Genomic DNA, 14,116 nt, shown 5'->3' with positions numbered 1-14,116 from the left:
ACCCTCACCCGTCCAGCCGGTCTGCCACCGCCTCAGCGAGCGACAGGCTGGAGGTCAGCCCCGGGCTCTCGATCCCGAACAGATGGACGATTCGCGGCAGCCCGTGCTCGGCCGGCCCGTCGATCCGGAAATCCGCCGCGGGTTCGCCCGGGCCAGTGAGCTTCGGGCGCAGGCCGGCATAATCCGGATAGAGGGCTCCGTCCGGAAGGCCGGGCCAGTAGCGCCGGATCGCCCCGTAGAAGGCGTCGGCGCGTCGCGGATCGACCTGGTAGTCGAAGGCATCGACCCATTCCACGTCCGGGCCGAAGCGGGTGCGTCCCGCGAGATCGAGAGTCAGGTGGATGCCGAGCCCGCCGTCGATGCGGGGTGCCGGATAGATCAGCCGGGAGAAGGCGGGCTTGCCGGTGCAACCGAAATAGTTGCCGCGGGCGAGCCGCAGGGTCGGGACGCGCTCGGCGGGGTAGCCCTCCGTTCTGGCGGCGAGCGCGGGAGCGCCGAAGCTCGCGGCATTAACCACCGCGTCGAAGGCCATCGTGCCCGGTTCAGGGCCGCCGAAGGTGGCGTGCCACTGCCCCATTCGGCGCGACAGGCTCTCGACCGGCGTTCGCAGGGCGAGGGCGCCGCCGTGATCCTCGATTTCGCCGAGCAGGGCGAGCATCAGCGCGTGGCTATCGACGATGCCGGTACGGGGCGAGTGCAGCGCTACCGTGCAGACGAGGTTGGGCTCCAGATGCCGGGCCACCGCCCCGTCGAGCAGCTCCAGGCCAGGGACGCCGTTCGCCTCGCCCTGTCGACGGATCGCCGCGATCTTCTCGGCCTCCCCGTCGTCAGCCGCCACGATCAGCTTGCCGCAGGCCCGGTGCGGGACCCCGTGCGTCTCGCAGAAGTTGTACAACCTGCGGGACCCGTCCACGCAGTGGCGGGCACGCTCCGAATCCGTCGGATAATACATGCCTGCATGGATCACTTCCGAGCTTCGGGCCGAGACGCCGGTGCCGAACGCCTCCTCCGCCTCCGCGACGATCACCGCGTGTCCGCGAAGGGCGAGTGACCGCCCGATTGCGAGCCCGACGACGCCGGCTCCGACGACCAGGGCCTCCATCCGTATCCTTCTCCGCACGCGTGCCAGGGACGGCGCGGGTGCTCAATACCGCATCTTGGCCGAGACGACGACGGTCGTGACGATCCGGCATTGACCCAAGTTATCAATTGTAAGTAGAAATATCTCCGCAGAAGGTACGCGTTCCGGTTGTGGTTCGGGCGCCCGGACTCAAGACGGACGCCAGAGCCGCCGTCGACGGCTTCCATAGGAATGCGGGCCTCAACGATGGGCCGCCGGCAGCGAGGCGCACTGGAATACAGACAAACGCTCGACCCAGATCAAATATGGAGGAGACGACCATGCCGACCACCTCGCCGAGCGTCGAACTCGCGACACGGATCCTGAGCGCGTATGTCACGCGCAACAACGTCCCCGCGGGAAGCCTGCCGGACTTGCTCCATGAGGTGCATCGCTCGCTCATGACCCTGAACCGGCCGCCAGAGCAGCGGGTCAAGCGGCCTACCGAGGCGCAGATCCGCGCCTCGATCCGGCCCGACACGCTCATCAGCTTCGAGGACGGGAAGCCCTACAAGGCCCTGCGCCGCCACCTGACCATGCGCGGCCTCACCCCGGAGGCCTACAAGGCCAAGTGGGGATTGCCCGTGGATTATCCGCTGGTCTCTGCGGCTTACAGCGCCCGCCGCTCGAAGATCTCGCGTCAGATCGGGCTCAGCCAGCGGCAGCCGGAGGCCGCGGCGTAGAAGGATCTCCGGGGCTGACGGCCGGGCTGCCTGCGTCACGGCCGGCCCGGCGTCCCTACGGTCGCCGCCGACACCTCCTGGATGAGCAGCGCCACGAGGCCGGACCAGCCGGTCTGGTGAGAGGCACCGACGCCCCGGCCAGTGTCGCCGTGATAATATTCATAGAAGAGGATGAGGTCGCGGAAATGCGGATCGTCCTGCTCGATCCGACTGTCTCCGTAGACCGGCCTGCGCCCATCCGGACCGCGGGTGGAGAGGCCGATCAGGCGCCGCGAGAGGTGCTGAGCGATCTCGCGCAGGGAGTAGGTCCGGCCCGAGCCGGTCGGCGCCTCCACGCGAAAATCCGGGCCGTAATAATCGTGGAAGCGGTGCAGCCCGGCGATAAGTAGGTAGTTTACGGGCATCCAGATCGGACCGCGCCAGTTCGAATTGCCGCCGAACAGGCGTGAGCGCGACTCGGCGGGCTCGTAGGCGAGACCCAGGTCCCGCCCGTCCCAGACGAAGCAGAAGGGTGCGTCCGCATACGCCCGGGAGACGGCGCGCAGGCCGTGGTCGGAGAGGAACTCGCCCGGATCGAGAGCCCGGTGCAGGAGTGTCTTCAGCCTGTGCCCGCGCAGCAGCGAGAGGAGCGTGGTCTGTCCCTGCCCGGGCTCGTTCCAGCGCGAGACCAGGGTCGCCAGATCCGGGCGGTTCCTCAGGAAGAACTGCATCCGGTCGCATAAGGACGGCAGCTTCTCCAGGTCGCACGCGTTGATCGTCGCCACCGCGAAGATCGGGATCAGGCCGACCATGGTCCGCGCGCGGATAGGGAGGCGCTGACCGTCGCGGGTCTCGATCACGTCGTAGAAGAAGCCGTCCGCCTCGTCCCATACGCCGGCGCCGGTGGCCCCGGCGATGAGGAGGAAGTGCTCGAAGAACTTCTCCGCCATGTCCTCGTAGGTCGGGTCCTGGAGCGCCAGCTCGATGGCGATGCGCATCAGGTTGAGCGCGTAGGTCGCCATCCAAGCGGTCGCGTCGGACTGGGTGAGGGTGGCACCGTCGCCCACCGGCTTCGACCGGTCGAAGATGCCGATATTGTCGAGTCCCAGGAAGCCGCCCTGGAACAGGTTGCGGTCGTCCGCATCCTTGCGGTTGACCCACCACGTGAAGTTCAGGGTCAGCTTGTTGAAGATGCGCTTGAGGAAATCGTGATCCGGCCTGCCGGTGAGCGCTTGGTCCAGCTCGAACACCCGCCAGGCGGCGAGCGCGTGGATCGGCGGGTTGGCGTCCCCGAATCCCCACTCGTAGGCCGGCAGCGCAGCGTTGGGATGGGCGTAGGCCTCGTCGACGAGGAGCAGGAGCTGGTTCTTGGCGAAATCGGGATCGATCAGCGCGAAGACGATCGCCTGAAGGGCGAGATCCCAGGAGGCGAACCAGGGGTATTCCCAGGCGTCCGGCATCGAGATGATGTCGTTGGCGCGCAGGTGCGCCCAATCGCCGTTGCGTCCGTGCCGGCGCTCGGGGGACGGCGCGGGCTGGGCGGGATCGCCGGCAAGCCACTCGCGCACGTCGTAATGGTAGAGCTGCTTCGACCAGAGCATGCCGGCGAGCGCCTGCCGCTGGACGAGGCGCATCTCCGGGTCGGCGATGGGCGCCTGGAGCGCCGCGTAGAAGGTGTCGGTCTCGTCCTCGCGCGCGGCGAACACGGCGTCGAAATCCGCGAACGGCTCTCCTGAAGCGGTCTCGGCGCGCAGGCGCAGCCGCAGGGTCTGCGTCTCGCCCGGGCCGAGGCGCAGGTCGTAGCGGGCGGCGCACTTTGTCCCGGACAACCTGTTCGCCGCATGCTCGTCGCCGCCGGCCACGCAGCGGTCGATCCCGTCCTTGTAGAAGCCCTCGGCCGGGCCGCTGCCGAACAGCCGGTGCGTGTTGGTCTCGTTCTCGGTGAACAGCAGCTCGGCCGCGCCCTCGACGAAGAAGCGCATCGGCGACATGGCGGGATGGCGCACCCAGACCGAGCCGTCGGATCCGGCCGTCAGCTCCGGCTTGGCGATGCCCGCCTTCCAGGACCAGACGTTGCGCGCCCAGAGCTGCGGCAGCAGGGTCAGATCGGCGGCCTCTGGCCCCCGGTTGGTGGCGGTGACGCGCATCAAAACGTCGTCGGGAGCCGCCTTGGCGTAGGCGATCTCGACGTCGAAGTAGCGCCCCTCGTCGAACAGGCCTGTGTCGAGAAGCTCGAATTCCGGGTCATCGAGACCGCGCCGCCGGTTCTCCTCGACGAGGCGTTCGTACGGGAATGCGGCATGCGGATACTTGTACAGCATCCGCATGAAGGCGTGGGTCGGGATGCCGTCGAGGTAATAGTAGAGTTCCTTGACGTCCTCGCCGTGGTTGCCTTCCTCATTGGTCAGGCCGAAGAGGCGCTCCTTCAGGATCGGGTCGCGCCCGTTCCAGAGGGCGAGGGACAGGCACCAGTTCAGGTGCCTGTCGCCGAATCCTCCGATGCCGTCCTCGCCCCAGCGATAGGCCCGGGAACGGGCATGGTCGTGGGGCAGGTAGTCCCAGGCGTCGCCGCCCGGGCTGTAATCCTCCCGGACGGTGCCCCACTGCCGGTCGCTGAGATAGGACCCCCACTGGCGCCACGCCGGATCGGTGCGCGCCTCCATGAGCCGCCGCCCCTCGGCGGTCTCGAACAGGTCGCGCGGCACGCCGTCGGGCTTGGTCATCGGGTCGCTGTTCTTGGGCCCCGTATAGGCAGCCGGATAAAGCCGCGCCGCGTCGGGAAAGGTCAATGCCCGGGCGAGGCGCCGATGACCGGCCTGGACCGGATCACACGATCCGGATCGACAGGTCAGCAACCTGCCCCACCGCCTCGTTGACCGTGCGCTGGATCTGCCCCTGGGACGCCGGTTGCGATCGCGCGCGGACGCTCATCCACTGCCGCGATACGAATACCCGCCGGGTCGACATCGATGCGCAGCCGCCGGTAATCCGGGATCGCGGCATGGTCCGTTCTCACCGGCTCGTGGTGTGTGGCGGTGACGACGATCACCGACGCGCCCGCCGCCGCGGCGGCTTGGATGCCGGCCGGAGCGTCCTCGAACACGAGGCAGTCGCCCGCCGCGACGCCCAGCCGCTCCGCCGCCAGCCGGAAGCAGTCCGGGGCGGGCTTGCCCCGGACCACATCCTCGGCCGTCACCATCGTGAATGGCGCCGGCATGCCGGCCGCTTCGAGGCGGCGCGCCGCGAGCGCCCGGGGCGCCGAGGTGACGATCGCCCAGCGATCCGGCGGAAGCGCCTCCAGGAAGGTCTGCGCCCCCGGGATCTGGGTGATGTCGCCCACATCCTCCATCTCGCCACGGGTGATCGCCGCGGCCTCGGCCTCGGGATCCATGCCGGGCAAGTCGAGGCGCCGGATCGTCTCCACCGAGCGCACCCCGTGGATGGTCGGCAGGAACGCGGCCACGTCGAGGCCGTGCGCCTCGGCCCAGCGCGACCAGACGCGCTCCGCCGAGGCGATCGAACTGACGAGCGTACCGTCCATGTCGAACAGGAGCGCGGCGAAGCGGCGCGTTGGGAAGGAATTCTCTGACATGCGGCGTGGCTAAGTGGCTGTTGACCGATCGGCAACCGGGCCGCCCGCATGGCCGCGTTACGTTTGGCGGCGGGCCGCTTCCCCGCGGCCGTAAACGGCTTGCCGGGGCTCCCGCTTCACGGGCCGGCGCCTTTGGTGTAGCGCGGGTGCAACCCCGGGTCCCAAGCGGCCCTGCCACCGCGAACTTTGTCCGAACCATGCCGAGCCGCATCGACGCCACCTTCGCCCGCGCCCGCGCGGAGAACCGCGCCGTCCTCGTCACCTACGTGATGTCGGGCGACCCCGATCCCGAGACCTCCCTGGAGGTCCTGAAGGCGCTGCCCGGCGCGGGCGCGGACATCCTGGAATTCGGCCTACCCTTCACCGACCCGATGGCGGACGGCCCGGCGATCCAGGCGGCGGGCCTGCGGGCCCTGAAGGCCAAGCAGACCGTGCCCGGCACGCTCGACCTCGTGCGCCGCTTCCGCGCCGAGAACGACACGACGCCGGTCGTCCTGATGGGCTACTACAACCCGATCCATACCTACGGCGTCGACCGGTTCCTGGACGATGCGGTGGCGGCGGGGGTCGACGGGCTGATCGTGGTCGACTTGCCGCCGGAGGAGGATGCCGAGCTGTGCCTGCCGGCCCTCGCCAAGGGGCTGGCCTTCATCCGGCTCGCCACGCCTACCACCGACGAGCGACGTCTGCCGGCGGTGCTCGCGAACACGGCGGGCTTCGTCTACTACGTGTCGATCACCGGGGTGACGGGCACCGCGACGCCCGATTTCGGCAAGGTCTCGGAGGCGGTCGCGCGCATCCGGAAGCACACCGAGCTTCCCGTGGTGGTCGGCTTCGGCGTGAAGACCGGCGCGCACGCGGCGGCGATCGCCAAGGGGGCCGACGGGGTCGTAGTCGGCTCGGCGCTGGTGGACACCCTCGTGCGCTCCCTCGACGGTGACGGCCGGCCGCAGTCCGGAAGCGTGCCGGCGGTGGTCGAACTGGTGCGGGAGCTGGCCGAGGGCGTGCGCGCGGCCGGCGTCGGCCGGGCCGCCTGAGCGGGGCCACCGGCGGACCCTGGCGATGGAGCGCGCTCCATCTGATATCAGCGCGGGCTTGAAGCGGACGGACGCAAGTCGATGGTCGAACCGATGAACTGGATCTCGGAGGTGGTGCGCCCCCGGATCAAGACCCTGTTCAAGCGCGAGACGCCCGAGAACCTCTGGGTCAAGTGCCCGGACACGGGGCAGATGGTCTTCCACAAGGAGGTGGAGGCCAACCAGTGGGTCATTCCCGGATCCGAGCATCACCTGAAGATGAGCGCCCAGGCGCGTCTGAAGATGATGTTCGACGAGGGGACCTGGATCGACGTGGCGCTGCCCGAGGTCGCCGTCGACCCGCTGAAGTTCCGCGACGAGAAGCGCTACGTCGACCGGCTCAAGGAGGCGCGCTCCAAGACGGGCCTGCAGGACGCGTTCAAGATCGGCTTCGGCCGGGTGGGTGGCCTGCCGATGGTGCTGGCCGCGCAGGAATTCGGCTTCATGGCCGGCTCCCTCGGGATGGCGGCGGGCGAAGCCTTCGTGCGCGGCGCCGAGACGGCCCTGGAGAAGCGCACGCCCTACGTGCTGTTCGCGGCCTCGGGTGGCGCGCGCATGCAGGAGGGTATCCTGTCGCTGATGCAGATGCCCCGGACCACCGTGGCGGTGCGGCGCCTCAACGCGGCGCGCCTGCCCTACATCGTGGTGCTGACGAACCCGACCACCGGCGGCGTGACGGCCTCCTACGCCATGCTGGGGGACGTGCATCTCGCCGAGCCGGGCGCCCTGATCTGCTTCGCCGGCCCGCGCGTGATCGAGCAGACCATCCGGGAGAAGTTGCCGGACGGCTTCCAACGGGCGGAATACCTGCGCGAGCACGGCATGGTCGACCAAGTGGTCCACCGCCATCAGCTCAAGGAGACGATCACGCGCCTGTGCTGTCTCCTGACCAACGCCCCCGCGACGGAGATTCCGGTCTCCGCCCCCGAGGCAGCCTAGTTCCGCGCGATGGCCTCCTCCGACGCACTGATGGCGCGTTTCCTGGCGCTGCACCCCCGCACCATCGACCTGTCGCTCGGCCGGATCGAGCGGCTGCTCGCACGGCTCAATCACCCCGAGCGGCGCCTGCCGCCGGTGATCCACGTGGCCGGGACCAACGGCAAGGGATCGACCATCGCGTTCATGCGGGCGATTCTCGAAGCCGGCGGTCTTGCGGCCCATGTCTACACCTCGCCGCATCTCGTGCGCTTCCATGAGCGGATCCGGATCGGCGGCATCGGCGGCGGACAGTTCGTCGACGAGGAGAGGCTGGCCGACGCGTTCGCGCGCTGCGAGAGCGCCAATGCCGGCGAGCCCATCACCATGTTCGAGATCACCACGGCGGCGGCCCTGCTGCTGTTCTCGGAGAGCCCGGCCGACGTGCTGCTGCTCGAGGTCGGCCTCGGCGGCCGGCTCGACGCCACCAACGTCATCGACCGGCCCGCCTGCGCGGTGGTCACGCCCATCGGGCGCGATCATGCTGAGTATCTCGGCGACACGGTGGAATCGGTGGCGACCGAGAAGGCCGGGATCTTCAAGCGCGGCTGCCCGGCGGTGATCGCCGCCCAGGATTATGCCGAGGCGGATGCCGTGCTGTGTCGGCACGCCGAGGCGGTGGGAGCCGGCCCGACCTTGGTGGGCAACCAGGACTTCTCCGTGCACGAAGAGCGCGGCCGGCTCGTCTATCAGGACGAGATCGACCTGTTCGACCTGCCGCGGCCACGGCTCGCCGGGCGACACCAGCTGGTCAATGCCGGCACGGCCATCGCGGCGCTCCGCGCGGCCGGCTTCGGCGACATCGGGACGGCGGCCCTGGAGAAGGGCCTCACCGAGGTCGAGTGGCCGGGGCGGCTCCAGCGCCTGGGTCGCGGGCGCCTCGCCGCGCAGCTCGATCCCGGCACCGAGCTGTGGCTCGACGGCGGCCACAACATCGACGGCGGCCGCATCCTGGCCGCCGCCATGGCGGATCTCGGCGAGCGGAGCGACGTGCCGCTGGTGCTGATCGTCGGCCTTCTCGGAACGAAGGATGCCGACGGCTTCCTGCGCAACTTCGTCGGGCTGGCGCGCGCCCTCGTCGCGGTTCCGATCACCGGCACGATGGCGGCCCGTCCCGCCGAGGAGGTGGCGCAGATCGGCGAGAGCGTCGGCCTCTCGACCTATGCGGCGCCCAGCATCGAGGCGGCGCTCGCCCTGGTGAAGGACATCGCCTTCGAGCGGCCCCCGAGAATCCTGATCTGCGGCTCGCTCTACTTGGCCGGCCTGGTGCTGGCGGCCAACGATACGCCGCCGGTCTGAGGCATATCCAGTTCGACTCAATCTGTCGCGGCCGCCGTAGCCTCCGAATCGAGCGCTGAACACACCGCGAAGTTTGGTTTCGGAATTTCAAACGTCGTCGATTCGACACATTCGGCCGGACGGAAACCGCCCAACGGCCACGCTTTTCCCAGGCTGTGGCAGCCAAGCTACATCCTCGGAGGGCTCGATCGCCTAATTTCACCGTCGATCGGGCTTATGCTGGGGATCACAGTAATGAAGAAGCTTCTCACCTCTCTCGCGGCGTTCACGGCGCTCACCGCCGCCGCTTCCGCGGCCGACCTGCCGCGCCGCGCCGCTCCGCCGCCGGTGTTCACCCCCGTTCCGGTGTTCACCTGGACCGGCCTCTACTTCGGTTTCAACGCCGGCTACGGCTTCGACGCCAGCAGCAACCCCACCCGCGGCTTCGTCCAGACCGCCGGCAACCCCGTCGCCCTGACGCCCGGCGGCCTCGTGCCCTACACCGCGCTGCTGCCCTTCGGCTCGTCGCTGCTCTACAGCAACGACAGCCGCGAAGGCTTCTCCGGCGGTGGCCAGATCGGCTACAACTGGCAGCTGAGCCCGGGCAACGGTGTCGTGATCGGCTTCGAGGCTGACGCTCAGTACCTCGACTTCGGCCGTCGCGCCCGCTTCGCCACCAACGCCGCCGCGATCAACCCGGGCTTCGTGCCGCTCAACGGCGCGCTCAACACCCTCGACTTCTTCGGCACGGTGCGCGGCCGCCTCGGCTACGCCTTCGACCGTACCCTCGTGTACGCCACCGGCGGCTTCGCCTATGCCACGGGCGATCAGGGCGCGCGCGTGCCCTTCCAGAACTTTGCCGGCCGTCGCAACGACTTCCTCACCGGCTGGACCGTCGGCGGCGGTGTCGAGTACGCCCTGCCCACCGACAGCTGGCTCAACTTCTTCCGCTCCTCGGCCGTCACGGTGAAGGTCGAAGGCCTGTACGTGAACCTCGACAACAACAACGGCCGCGCTACCCCGCCGCTGGTCGGCGCCGCGATCTCCCCGGTCGGCGTCCTCCCGGTCTTCTCGCTGACCAACGCCCGCCGCGACGAGAACGCCTTCGCGGTCGTCCGCGCCGGCGTGAACTACAAGTTCGGCTCGTACTGAGACCGGACGGAGATCCCGGGCTTCGGCCCGGGATCACATCAAGCTTGGGTCCCGAAACCGAGAAAGCCCGGCCTCACGGCCGGGCTTTCCTTTTACCGTCCTGCCGGTTCACTCAGGCGGTCTGCGCGCCGATCCAGCGGGAGAGGTCGCCCTTCGGGGCGGCGCCGACCTTCTGGTCCACGCGCTCGCCGTTCTTGAACAGCAGCAGCGTCGGGATCGAGCGGATGCCGTACTGGGCGGCGATCTGCGGGTTCTCGTCGACGTTGACCTTGGCGATCTTCACCTTGCCCTGGAGGTCGGTGGCGATCTCCTCCAGTGCCGGGCCGATCTGACGGCAGGGGCCGCACCACTCCGCCCAGAAATCCACCACGACGGGCTCGGCGGACTTGAGAACGTCCTGCTCGAAGCTCGCGTCGGTCACTTTCACCGTCGCCATAACGTCACCTTTCGGAAGTCGCCGCCCGTTGGGCGGAGTCGGACGGGCAGGGGCCCGTGCGGTCCGGTCAGAATTGGCGACGGGTCGACGCCCGGTCAAGAAGTCCAGCCGTTCCGGCGCCGCCGTCCACGGCGACGCGCGTCGCCATGTGCGCTGGCGCATGCAGCACCCGGGGCCGGAGAGGGTGTCCGTCAGGCAGCCCGCCTCATGCCTCGATCCCGACCCGGTCCAGCGCGGCCGCGATATCCTCGGGGCCGAGCGCCCGGATGACGGGTCCCGAGGTCCAGATCAGCATCGGGCAGATCGTCCGTCCGGGATAGATCTGGGCCAGGAGCTGCGCGTAGAGGGCGATCTGACCGGCCTCGGCGGCCGGCAGCGGCGCGTCCGCGTCCGGCGGGCGTCCGGTCTTGAAGTCAGCGATCCGCACCGTGTCGACCGTCACGGCGAGCCGGTCGACCCGGCCCTGGATCATCCGCTCGGTGCCGCCCGCCCGCACGCGCCCTGACAGACTCACTTCCGCGCGAGCGTCGGGCGCGAAGAGCGGCGCGAGATCCGGGTCGTCGATGATCCGCAGCACCGAGCGCACGATTCCGTAGGGTGCCGGACGTGGCAATCCGGGGGCCCGCGCCCGCACGAAGGCGAGGCCGGCCGCCTCCCGGCGCGCGGGCTCGACCCGGGGCAGGTGCTGGAGCAGGGCATGAATGAGGATGCCGCGCCGGCGCGCCTGGGCATCGGCGAGCCGCGGCGGCGGGACTCGCGCCCCGTCCGCCGCCTCGAGCGCGCCGGATGGGCTGAGTGTGCGGATCTCGGGTTCCGGTGGCACGGGGCTGCGCAGCCAGTCCGGTTCCGATTGGGGAGACGCCGTGAGGCGCGGCGATTCGGCCGGCCCCGTCGGCTCGGCGCGGTCCTGCCAGAGGATTGCGGGCCCGTAGGACAGCTCGACCGTCCGGCCCGTGCCGAGGGCTGCTTCCAAACCGACCTGGACCATCCGGCACCATGCCGACTCGGTTTCGCGCTCATGCCCGCGGAAGGGCGCGACGATCAGCCGGTCGGCCGCCCGGGTCATGGCCACGTAGAGCAGGCGGTTGTGCTCCTGCCGCGCCCGGGTGAGCAGCGCCGAGCGGGCCTCGCCGGTCGCGGCGCAATCCTGCGTCCTGCCGCTCGACCAGACCGGCGGCAGAGCCGCCTCCGTCCCGGCCAGGGGCAGAAGCGGCGGGTCGTTGCGTCCGAGGGGCTCGCAGCCATCCATGATGACGACCACGGGTGCCTCCAGGCCCTTGGCGCCGTGCACCGTCATGACCCGGACCTCGTCCCGGCCCGATTCCAGGTCGCGCTTGACCGTATGACCAGCCTCCGTGCCGACGTATCGCGCTAGGAAGCCGCCGAGGGAGGGCGCATCCTCTCCGGATTCGGCCTGGGCGGCAGCGGCCAGGAACACGTCGATGGCGTCGCCCGCCTCACCCCCGAGTCGGGCGACCAGTCTCGCCCGGCCGCCCTGCGGACCGAGGAGCCGCGCGTAGAAGCCGAACGGGCCGTGGAGTCCCGCCAGCGCGATCCATTCGGACAGAGCCGCGAGCCCGCGCGCCGCCGCGGGATCGCCCGCCGCAGCATGGCGGTGTAGGGCGTCCTCCAGGGTCTCGGACAGGTCCCGGCGGGCCGCGATCCGCACCAGATCCTCGTCTGTGAGCCCGACGAGGGGCGTCTTCAGCGCAGTGGCGAGCGTCAGATCGTCGGCCGGCAGGAGCCCGGCCCGCCCGGCGGCCACGAGATCCGCCACCGCGATATGGGCCGAGACTTCCAGCCGGTCTTGACCCGCCACCGGTACGCCGAGACCTTTGAGCGCGCGGATCACTTCCTCGAAGGCAGGTCCGCGCTTGCGCACCAGAATCAGCACGTCGCCGGGACGCCAGACCCGGCCCGTGGCATCGCCCCGTGTGGTCCAGGTGCGCACCGCCTGCGCGACCCGTCGGGCCGTGACGATCGCCGGCGCGCTCGTCTCGGGCGCGTCGACCGGGGCCGTCCAGGCGTCGGGTTCGGCCGCCGGCTCGGGCTCGGCGATGGGCCACAGCTCCACGGCCCCGGGGGCGTCCGGGCGCGCGCTGGCGTGAACGGTCTTGCGGACCGTGTCCTCGAAGGACAGGCCCTCGTTGTGCGCGTCGAGGGAGAACACCGCGTCGACCGCGCGCAGGACAAGGCTTGTCGAGCGGAATGACAGGGTGAGCGGGACATCCTCGAAGGTCAGCCCGGCCGAGCGCGATTCGGCGATCCAGGCCGCCCGGGTCAGGGCAAATTCCCGCGGCTCGGCGCCCTGGAAGCCGTAGATCGACTGTTTCGGATCGCCCACCGCGAAGCGCGTGCGGCTGCCGGTCCGCGCGCCTTCGCCGGCGGCGAATTCCTGCGTGATCGCCCGCAGGATCGCCCATTGCTCCGGGTTGGTGTCCTGCGCCTCGTCCACGAGGACGTGGTCGATGCCGCGGTCGAGCTTGTACAGGACCCAGCCGGCTCCGACCCGGCCGAGCAGGTCGAGCGCCTTGTGGATCAGGTCGTCGAAATCTAGGGCGCCCAGCCGGGCCTTCTGGGCTTCGACCCGGCGGTGGATCTCGGCGGCGAGCTGGAACAGCGCCTGCGTGCGGGCATGGGCCCGGGCGGCGCGGAGGCGGTCGAACAGCGCCTCCAGGCGGTCGCGCTCGGCAATCAGCGTCTCCTTCGCGGCGGCCGGCACGCTCTTCGTCCCGAGGCTGCTGTCGGCCTTGGGTTCCTCCTTCTGCGTGAAGAACACCGCGCGGTAGAGGGACAGCGCCTCGGACCGGTCGGGCATTCCGTCGGAACGCACCCGCTCGGCCTCCGCCGCAGCGAGCGCTTCGGCGAGCTTCTCGTCATTGGTTTTGCCGGTGCGGAGCGCCGCGATGAGAGCGGCCCGGTCCTTCGGGCGGCATCCGGGGCCACCCTCCAGGATCGTCGCCTCGATCGCTTCGGCCGACTCCTCGGCAGCAAGACCCAGCGCGCCGTGGAGGCGCGCGAAGGCGTCCTCCAGGCCCGCAGTGTCGCCGATGAAGCTGCGCGCCCGCATCGCCGCGCGGATCGCGCCGCGCAGCGTGTCGCCCGTCGCTTCCGGTGTCACGCGGGCGAGGGCCTCGCTCAAGGGCGTGTCACCGTTGGAGACCGCATCGGCCAGAACGTTGGCCATCTCGATGTCGAAGATCTCCCGCGCCTTGGTCTCGTCCAGCACCACGAACCGGGCCGGCACGTTCGCCTCGAAAGGGAACATATGCAGCAGCCGCTCGCACAAGGCGTGCAGCGTCTCGATCTTGAGGCCGCCCGGCGTCTCGACTGCCCGGGCGAACAGGCGCCTTGCCATGCGCAGGCGCTCCGGCCCGGCCCGCTCGCCGGTGAGGTCGGCGAGTTCGGCGGAGAGCGCCTCGTCGTCCAGCGTCACCCAGCGCCCGAGCAGCCGGAAGACGCGGATCGCCATGTTGGCAGCGGCCGCCTTGGTGAAGGTCAGGCAGAGGATCCGGCCGGGGGGCGCCCCGTCGAGCAGGAGCCGCACCACCCGGTCCGTGAGCACCTTGGTCTTGCCCGCCCCGGCATTGGCCGAGACCCAGGCGGAGGCCCGCGGGTCGGCCGCCCGGCGCTGGTTCGCCCGGGTCAGGTCGTCGACGACGAAGGGTTTGATCGCGTGCGTGCTGGCGCTGCTCAAAGGTCTGATCCGAGCCGGGTGCGGCCTCTCTCTACAACAGAAACGCGCCCGAGAGCCGCGCAAGGCGTCACACCGGGCGTTGCGGGATTGCCCCAAGCGCGCCGCCGCCGCATGGATGCAGGCGACCC

10 protein-coding genes are annotated in these 14,116 nt (G+C 70.1%); 5 read left to right on the top strand and 5 right to left on the bottom strand.

The features are described 5' to 3' along the window. Positions 1-4 precede the first annotated feature (4 nt). Positions 5-1,102 carry an NAD(P)/FAD-dependent oxidoreductase gene (locus ACYCO6_RS25970; protein ID WP_459764681.1) on the bottom strand — a complete coding sequence of 366 codons (1,098 nt, stop codon included), beginning with the start codon at positions 1,100-1,102 and terminating at the stop codon, positions 5-7. Positions 1,103-1,401: 299 nt separating this feature from the next. Between ACYCO6_RS25970 and ACYCO6_RS25965 the strand changes: the two genes are divergently transcribed. Further along, complete coding sequence (locus ACYCO6_RS25965; protein ID WP_459764679.1) at positions 1,402-1,803, top strand: Ros/MucR family transcriptional regulator; 402 nt, start codon at positions 1,402-1,404, stop codon at positions 1,801-1,803. A 35-nt stretch (positions 1,804-1,838) separates the two neighbouring features. Here ACYCO6_RS25965 and ACYCO6_RS25960 read toward each other — a convergent pair whose 3' ends face one another. Continuing rightward, positions 1,839-4,505, bottom strand: coding sequence for an MGH1-like glycoside hydrolase domain-containing protein (locus ACYCO6_RS25960; protein WP_459764677.1), 2,667 nt, complete (start codon positions 4,503-4,505; stop codon positions 1,839-1,841). A gap of 125 nt (positions 4,506-4,630) precedes the next feature. Continuing rightward, positions 4,631-5,374, bottom strand: a complete 744-nt coding sequence (locus ACYCO6_RS25955) for an HAD-IA family hydrolase (protein WP_459764674.1) — start codon at positions 5,372-5,374, stop codon at positions 4,631-4,633. 197 nt (positions 5,375-5,571) lie between these two features. Here ACYCO6_RS25955 and trpA point away from each other — a divergent pair, with 197 nt between their 5' ends. The 4 genes from trpA to ACYCO6_RS25935 all read left to right on the top strand — a co-directional run bounded on the left by trpA (position 5,572) and on the right by ACYCO6_RS25935 (position 9,855). Continuing rightward, positions 5,572-6,411 (top strand): tryptophan synthase subunit alpha, encoded by an 840-nt coding sequence (gene trpA, locus ACYCO6_RS25950; RefSeq protein ID WP_459764672.1) that lies wholly within the window; start codon positions 5,572-5,574, stop codon positions 6,409-6,411. A gap of 81 nt (positions 6,412-6,492) precedes the next feature. Next, on the top strand, positions 6,493-7,389 hold the full coding sequence (gene accD, locus ACYCO6_RS25945) for an acetyl-CoA carboxylase, carboxyltransferase subunit beta (protein ID WP_459764670.1): 897 nt from the start codon (positions 6,493-6,495) through the stop codon (positions 7,387-7,389). Positions 7,390-7,398: 9 nt separating this feature from the next. Beyond that, entirely contained in the window at positions 7,399-8,724 is a 1,326-nt protein-coding gene (locus ACYCO6_RS25940) for a bifunctional folylpolyglutamate synthase/dihydrofolate synthase (protein WP_459764668.1), read from the top strand. A gap of 234 nt (positions 8,725-8,958) precedes the next feature. Next, on the top strand, positions 8,959-9,855 hold the full coding sequence (locus ACYCO6_RS25935) for an outer membrane protein (protein ID WP_459764666.1): 897 nt from the start codon (positions 8,959-8,961) through the stop codon (positions 9,853-9,855). Positions 9,856-9,967: 112 nt separating this feature from the next. On the opposite strand, the gene trxA is transcribed toward ACYCO6_RS25935, so the two are convergent. Both trxA and addA read right to left on the bottom strand, forming a co-directional pair. Beyond that, entirely contained in the window at positions 9,968-10,291 is a 324-nt protein-coding gene (gene trxA / locus ACYCO6_RS25930) for a thioredoxin (RefSeq protein ID WP_010682902.1), read from the bottom strand. A gap of 205 nt (positions 10,292-10,496) precedes the next feature. Further along, positions 10,497-13,988, bottom strand: coding sequence for a double-strand break repair helicase AddA (gene addA / locus ACYCO6_RS25925; protein WP_459764662.1), 3,492 nt, complete (start codon positions 13,986-13,988; stop codon positions 10,497-10,499). Positions 13,989-14,116 lie beyond the last annotated feature (128 nt).

This window comes from Methylobacterium sp. CM6257, from assembly GCF_054611515.1.
The sequence above is the reverse complement of the archived record's forward strand: the minus strand, read 5'-3'. Positions and strand labels throughout refer to the sequence as shown.

Coding starts and splice junctions, on each gene's coding strand:
- ACYCO6_RS25935 (WP_459764666.1), top strand. CDS start 8,959: ATGAAGAAGCTTCTCACCTCTCTCGCGGCGTTCACGGCGCTCACCGCC.
- ACYCO6_RS25960 (WP_459764677.1), bottom strand. CDS start 4,505: ATGACCAAGCCCGACGGCGTGCCGCGCGACCTGTTCGAGACCGCCGAG.
- trpA (WP_459764672.1), top strand. CDS start 5,572: ATGCCGAGCCGCATCGACGCCACCTTCGCCCGCGCCCGCGCGGAGAAC.
- accD (WP_459764670.1), top strand. CDS start 6,493: ATGGTCGAACCGATGAACTGGATCTCGGAGGTGGTGCGCCCCCGGATC.
- ACYCO6_RS25965 (WP_459764679.1), top strand. CDS start 1,402: ATGCCGACCACCTCGCCGAGCGTCGAACTCGCGACACGGATCCTGAGC.
- ACYCO6_RS25970 (WP_459764681.1), bottom strand. CDS start 1,102: ATGGAGGCCCTGGTCGTCGGAGCCGGCGTCGTCGGGCTCGCAATCGGG.
- trxA (WP_010682902.1), bottom strand. CDS start 10,291: ATGGCGACGGTGAAAGTGACCGACGCGAGCTTCGAGCAGGACGTTCTC.
- ACYCO6_RS25955 (WP_459764674.1), bottom strand. CDS start 5,374: ATGTCAGAGAATTCCTTCCCAACGCGCCGCTTCGCCGCGCTCCTGTTC.
- ACYCO6_RS25940 (WP_459764668.1), top strand. CDS start 7,399: ATGGCCTCCTCCGACGCACTGATGGCGCGTTTCCTGGCGCTGCACCCC.